Genomic DNA, 6,338 nt, shown 5'->3' on the forward strand with positions numbered 1-6,338 from the left:
CGTTCCCGGCACCGGTCTCGGTCGGCTACATGTACATCCTGAAGCTGCACCACCTCGTCGACGACAAGATCCACGCACGCTCCACGGGTCCCTACTCGATGATCACGCAGCAGCCGCTGGGTGGCAAGGCGCAGTTCGGCGGACAGCGCTTCGGTGAGATGGAGGTGTGGGCCCTCGAGGCCTACGGCGCCGCATACGCGCTCCAGGAGCTCCTCACGATCAAGTCCGACGACATCCTCGGCCGCGTCAAGGTGTACGAGGCGATCGTCAAGGGCGAGAACATCCAGGAGCCCGGCATCCCGGAGTCCTTCAAGGTGCTCATGAAGGAGATGCAGTCGCTCTGCCTGAACGTCGAGGTCCTCTCGGCCGACGGCACCCCGGTCAACCTCCGCGACACCGACGACGACGCCTTCCGTGCCGCTGAAGAGCTCGGCATCAACATCTCCAGCCGCTTCGAGTCCTCGTCGATCGACGAGATCTGACCCGGCCGATCTCGATACGGCGCTGACGCGCCTACTCGATCACCGAAGAATCTTTCCGAAACACAGGAGAACTGAGAACTCGTGCTCGAATCAACAACTTTCGATCAGCTCCGCATCGGCCTGGCCACTGCCGACGACATCCGTCGGTGGTCGTACGGCGAGGTCAAGAAGCCTGAGACCATCAACTACCGCACCCTCAAGCCCGAGAAGGACGGCCTCTTCGGAGAGCAGATCTTCGGGCCCTCCCGTGACTGGGAGTGCGCGTGCGGCAAGTACAAGCGCGTCCGCTTCAAGGGCATCGTCTGCGAGCGCTGCGGCGTGGAGGTCACCAAGTCCTCCGTGCGTCGCGAGCGCATGGGCCACATCGAACTCGCCGCGCCCGTCACGCACATCTGGTACTTCAAGGGCGTGCCGAGCCGTCTGGGCTACCTGCTCGACATGGCGCCGAAGGACCTCGAGAAGGTCATCTACTTCGCCGCCTACATGGTGATCTCCGTCGACGAGGAGGCGCGTCAGCGCGACCTCCCGACGCAGGAGAACAACATCCGGCTCGAGCTGAAGACGCTCGGCGACCGGCGCGATTCGCGCATCGCCACGCGCCTCGGCACGCTGGAGGAGGAGCTCGCGGCGCTCGAAGAAGAGGGCGCCAAGGCCGACCAGAAGAAGAAGGTCAAGGATGCCGCCGAGAAGGACATGGCGGGAATCCGCAAGTCCTTCGACGATCAGATCATCCGGCTGGAGAAGGTGTGGGAGGACTTCCGCACCCTCGAGGTCGGCGCCCTGAAGGGCGAGGACGAGATCTTCCACGAGCTCCAGGACCGCTTCGGCCAGTACTTCGAGGCCTACATGGGTGCGGAGTCCATCAAGCGGCGCCTCGAGGCGTTCGACCTCGCGGGGGAGTCCGACTCGCTGCGCCTGCAGATCTCCGAAGGCAAGGGTCAGCGCAAGATCCGCGCGATCAAGCGCCTCAAGGTCGTCAACTCGTTCCTGCAGACCGGCATGAGCCCGGCATCCATGGTGCTGGATGTCGTCCCGGTGATCCCGCCCGAGCTTCGCCCCATGGTGCAGCTGGACGGTGGCCGCTTCGCGACCTCCGACCTGAACGACCTGTACCGCCGGGTGATCAACCGCAACAACCGCCTGCGTCGCCTGATCGACCTCGGCGCCCCCGAGATCATCGTCAACAACGAGAAGCGGATGCTGCAGGAGGCCGTCGACGCGCTGTTCGACAACGGCCGCCGCGGTCGCCCGGTCACGGGCACGGGCAACCGCGCCCTCAAGTCCCTGAGCGACATGCTCAAGGGCAAGCAGGGCCGGTTCCGCCAGAACCTGCTCGGCAAGCGCGTCGACTACTCCGGCCGTTCGGTCATCGTGGTCGGCCCGCAGCTCAAGCTGCACCAGTGCGGCCTGCCCAAGCAGATGGCGCTCGAGCTGTTCAAGCCGTTCGTGATCAAGCGCCTGATCGACCTCGGTCACTCGCAGAACATCAAGGCCGCCAAGCGCGCCGTCGAGCGCACCCGCCCGGAGGTGTGGGACGTGCTCGAGGAGATCATCCGCGAGCGCCCCGTGCTGCTCAACCGTGCGCCGACGCTTCACCGTCTCGGCATCCAGGCATTCGAGCCTCAGCTCGTCGAGGGCAAGGCCATCCAGCTGCACCCGCTCGTCTGCGCCGCGTTCAACGCGGACTTCGACGGCGACCAGATGGCTGTCCACCTGCCGCTGTCGGTCGAGGCGCAGGCCGAGGCCCGCATCCTGATGCTCGCCTCGAACAACATCCTGAAGCCGTCCGACGGCCGTCCGGTCACCCTGCCGTCGCAGGACATGATCATCGGCCTGCACCACCTCACCACCGTCAAGCCCGGCGCGAAGGGTGAAGGCCGCGCGTTCGGCTCCGTCGGAGAGGCGATCATGGCCAAGGACGAGGGCGCCCTCGACCTGCAGGCCAAGGTCCGCATCCGCATTCCGGGGCTCACGTTCCTCGAGGGCGACGCGCCCGAAGGTTATGAGCGCCACGGTCTGGTCGACGCGTCGCTCGGGCAGGCGATCTTCAACGACACCCTCCCGCGTCAGCCGAAACCGTACCCGTTCGTGCGCGAGCAGGCCGACAAGGGCAAGCTCTCGGAGATCGTCAACAAGCTCGCCGAGGAATACCCCAAGGTGGAGGTCGCTGCGACCCTGGACCGCATCAAGGACGCCGGCTTCTACTGGGCCACCCGCTCGGGAGTGACCGTCGCGCTGAGCGACATCCTCACCCCGCCGGACAAGCCCGCGATCGTGGCCCGCCACGAGAAGGTCGCCGCGAAGGTCCAGGCGCAGTTCGAGAAGGGTCTGATCACCGACTCCGAGCGTCGCCAGGAGCTCATCAAGATCTGGACCGAGGCCACCGACGAGGTGCAGGTCGCGATGCGGGCGAACTTCCCCGAGGAGAACACCATCAACCGCATGGTGTCCTCGGGCGCTCGTGGAAACTGGCTGCAGATCCGCAACATCGCCGGCATGCGGGGCCTGGTGAACAACCCCAAGGGTGAGATCATCCCCCGTCCGATCATCTCCTCGTACCGCGAGGGTCTGTCGGTGGCGGAGTACTTCATCGCCACGCACGGCGCCCGCAAGGGTCTGGCCGACACGGCCCTGCGCACCGCGGACTCGGGCTACCTCACCCGTCGCCTGGTGGACGTCTCGCAGGATGTCATCATCCGCGAGGACGACTGCGGCACGACCAAGGGTCTCGAGCTGCCGATCGCGGCAGCCGGTCCTGATGGCGTGCTCGTCAAGGACGCGAACGTCGAGAACTCGGTGTTCTCCCGCACGCTCGCATCCGACGCGGTCGACGCCCAGGGCAACGTGCTGGCCTCGGCCGGCGAAGACGTGGGCGACGTGCTGCTCAACACGCTGATCGAGGCGGGTGTGGAGACCATCAAGGTGCGCTCCGTGCTCACCTGCGACTCAGCTGTCGGAGTCTGCGCGCAGTGCTACGGCCGCTCGCTCGCGACCGGAAAGCTCGTCGACATCGGCGAGGCCGTCGGCATCATCGCGGCCCAGTCGATCGGTGAGCCGGGAACCCAGCTCACGATGCGCACCTTCCACACGGGTGGTTCGGCCTCGGCCGACGACATCACCCAGGGTCTGCCGCGCGTGCAGGAGCTCTTCGAGGCCCGCACCCCCAAGGGCGCGTCGCCGATCGCCGAGTCCGACGGCCGCATCACGATCGAAGAGACCGATCGCGCCAAGAAGGTCATCCTGACGCCCGACAACGGCGACGAGCCGCACGTCTACCCGGTGCTTCGCCGGGCGACGCTCCTGGTCGAGGACGGCCAGCACGTCACGGTCGGTCAGCCGATCCTGGTGGGCACGCTCGACCCCAAGGAGGTCATGCGCGTCATGGGTGCCCGCGAGGTGCAGCGTTACCTCGTCAACGGCGTGCAGGGCGTCTACCGCTCGCAGGGTGTGCCGATCCACGACAAGCACATCGAGGTCATCGTGCGCCAGATGCTGCGCAAGATCACCGTGGTCGACCACGGTGAGACGACGCTGCTTCCGGGTGAACTGGTGGACTTCAAGAAGTACCAGAACATGAACCGCGAGGTCGTGGCAGAGGGCAAGCGCCCCGCGTCCGGTCGCCCCGAGCTCATGGGCATCACGAAGGCGTCGCTCGCGACGGAGTCGTGGCTGTCGGCCGCTTCCTTCCAGGAGACCACCCGCGTCCTGACGCAGGCCGCCATGGAGGGCAAGAGCGACCCGCTGCTGGGCCTCAAGGAGAACGTCATCATCGGAAAGCTCATCCCGGCCGGAACCGGACTTGCGAAGTACCGCAACGTCGTGGTCGAGGCGACCGAAGAGGCCAAGAGCGAGCGGTACCCCAACCGCATCTTCGCCTCGGACGGCGCCTACACCGACGCCGACCTGAGCTATGTCGATTTCGACACCTTCTCGACGGACGACTTCACGCCCGGCACCTACAACTGAGCGGCGACGGATGCCGCGGCATCCGTCCCCTCGCAGAAACGCCCCGGTCCTCATGGATCGGGGCGTTTCTGCGCTTACCGTGGAAGCAGGGGGTGGGGACTTTGGCGCGGATCGGTGGACGCAACTCGTGGATCGCATGGCCCGCGGGGCTGCTGTGCGCCGCGGTCGTGGCCGCGCTCGCGTGGCTCGCACACCCGTTGCTCCCCGTCTCGGTCGCCTGGACGGGCGACATGCTCCGCTCCGCGACCGCACCCCGGCCGGTGGCGCCGGTGGCGGAATCCGTCGCGTCGCTCGCCGTCGCGCCGGGCGACATCGACTGCCGAGAGCTCTATCCCGACGGTCTGTGGGCCGAGCTCACCTGGACCCCGAACGTGCTGCTCGCGCAGGACACCGCCCCGCCCGCCACCGAGATCACCACCCTCACCGACGCGCTGACCCCTTCGGTGCGCATCACGTGCCAGTGGCGCGCCGACGGCGGCCGCACGATCGTGTCGACCCTTGCCGGGGTGGCCCCCGATGCCGGGCCGGTTGCGGACGCCTCGCTGCGCGGCCAGGGCTTCACGTGCGTGTCCGACGCGGACTCGGTGGTGTGCACCCGCACCACCGGCGACGTCGTGGAGGAGCAGACGGTCCGCGGTGGCCTGTGGCTCTCGAGCGTGGAGCGCGGGTGGCACCCCGACGAGTACGGCGACCGCCTCTCGGCGCACGTGTGGGGCTGAGCCGACGCGGTCCCTGACCGGCCCAGCTCCTGACGGGCTCAGCCGTGTCTCGACGCGCTGACGCGCTGCTCGGTGACCGTGTTCGGCTCTCCGCCTGCGGAGCTCAACCGAACACGCTCGCGACGATCGCGGCGGTGTAGCCGCTCGGCGCGAGGTTCGTGAACGACGAGTCGATCAGCACGTCCTGCCGCCAGAACAGCGTGCGGCCCTCGGGGATCAGGTCCGGCTCACTGAACCACGTCTTCTCGCAGCGGGTGCCGCCGTCGGGCGTGTAGCAGGCGAACCCCTCCGCGAGCAGGCCGTTGAGCATGTCCAGCGCGGGGCCGCGCGACATGTACGCGATCGTGGTCCGCAGGACCGTGCCCGGCACGGCCGGATCGCCCCAGACGCAGATCAGGCTGCCGTCCGACTGGACCCCCGACGGGCCGAGGGCGGGATCGTTCAGCGTAATCGCGCCGAGCTGATCGAGCACGCCCGTCGTGAGGATCTCGCGGCAGTCCGCTGGAATCGGCACGGCGGCCGTCGAGGGCGCGGGTGACCGCGTCGGTGTGCCCGAGCCGGTCGGAGAAGCACTCGGCGGGTTCGGGCCGGGGGTCGTTCCCGGCTGCGGCGCGCACGCCGACAGCGCGGCGGCGATCACGAGAACGGATGCGGCGGCGCACGCGAGCGCCGCACGTCGAGGTGCCATGCGCCCACGATACGCACGGCGCCCCGCTGGAGGCCGTCCGCGCCACGCCCGCATTCCGCGGCATGCCTGCGCGGACCGGCGCATGCCGCGGGTTACTCTCGCAGTGCAGGGACGCGCCCTGCGTGAGGAGTGCATCCGATGAGTGACTCGAAGTCGTCCTACGGCGACCCGGTCGAAGAGCCCCGGCCCGTCGATGATGTCGTCGGCAGCGCCCGCGAGGGAATCGCCGACGCCGAGGCTGCCGGCCGCAGCGCGGTCGTCCCGGATGAGCCCGCGGTGCACGAGTCGCCCGTCGTCCAGGAGCCGCCGGCGACCGAACCCGCTGATGCTGCGCCCCAGACCGCCGGCTCGCTGCCGCGGGCCGATGACCCCATGGTCGAGGAGGATCCTTCCTTCGACAGTGCGATGTACGAGGCGCACGCCGATGACGCCCCGAGCGAAGCGGTCGCCGAAACGGTCGTCGCCGAACCCACGGTCGCCGAA

The 6,338-nt window shown here is 68.2% G+C and carries 3 protein-coding genes and 2 pseudogenes; 4 read left to right on the plus strand and 1 reads right to left on the minus strand.

Annotation, left to right across the window (positions count from 1 at the left end):
• The 3 genes and pseudogenes from QZV84_RS03975 to QZV84_RS03985 form a co-directional block, all read left to right on the plus strand.
• Window positions 1–482, plus strand: a pseudogene (locus QZV84_RS03975) (DNA-directed RNA polymerase subunit beta); the annotation flags it as partial.
• Between the two features lie 81 nt (window positions 483–563).
• Complete coding sequence (gene rpoC, locus QZV84_RS03980) at window positions 564–4,448, plus strand: DNA-directed RNA polymerase subunit beta' (RefSeq protein ID WP_292825631.1); 3,885 nt, start codon at window positions 564–566, stop codon at window positions 4,446–4,448.
• Window positions 4,449–4,540: 92 nt separating this feature from the next.
• Complete coding sequence (locus QZV84_RS03985; protein WP_292825634.1) at window positions 4,541–5,167, plus strand: hypothetical protein; 627 nt, start codon at window positions 4,541–4,543, stop codon at window positions 5,165–5,167.
• Between the two features lie 103 nt (window positions 5,168–5,270).
• On the opposite strand, the gene QZV84_RS03990 is transcribed toward QZV84_RS03985, so the two are convergent.
• Complete coding sequence (locus QZV84_RS03990; RefSeq protein ID WP_292825637.1) at window positions 5,271–5,855, minus strand: hypothetical protein; 585 nt, start codon at window positions 5,853–5,855, stop codon at window positions 5,271–5,273.
• A gap of 138 nt (window positions 5,856–5,993) precedes the next feature.
• Between QZV84_RS03990 and QZV84_RS03995 the strand changes: the two are divergent.
• Window positions 5,994–6,338: pseudogene (locus QZV84_RS03995) on the plus strand (hypothetical protein); the annotation flags it as partial.

It is taken from the genome of Microbacterium sp., from assembly GCF_011620715.1.
In the GTDB taxonomy this organism is placed as follows: domain Bacteria; phylum Actinomycetota; class Actinomycetes; order Actinomycetales; family Microbacteriaceae; genus Microbacterium.

Excerpts from the sequence above, each read along its gene's own strand:
- QZV84_RS03990 (WP_292825637.1), bottom strand. The coding sequence starts at position 5,855 with ATGGCACCTCGACGTGCGGCGCTCGCGTGCGCCGCCGCATCCGTTCTC.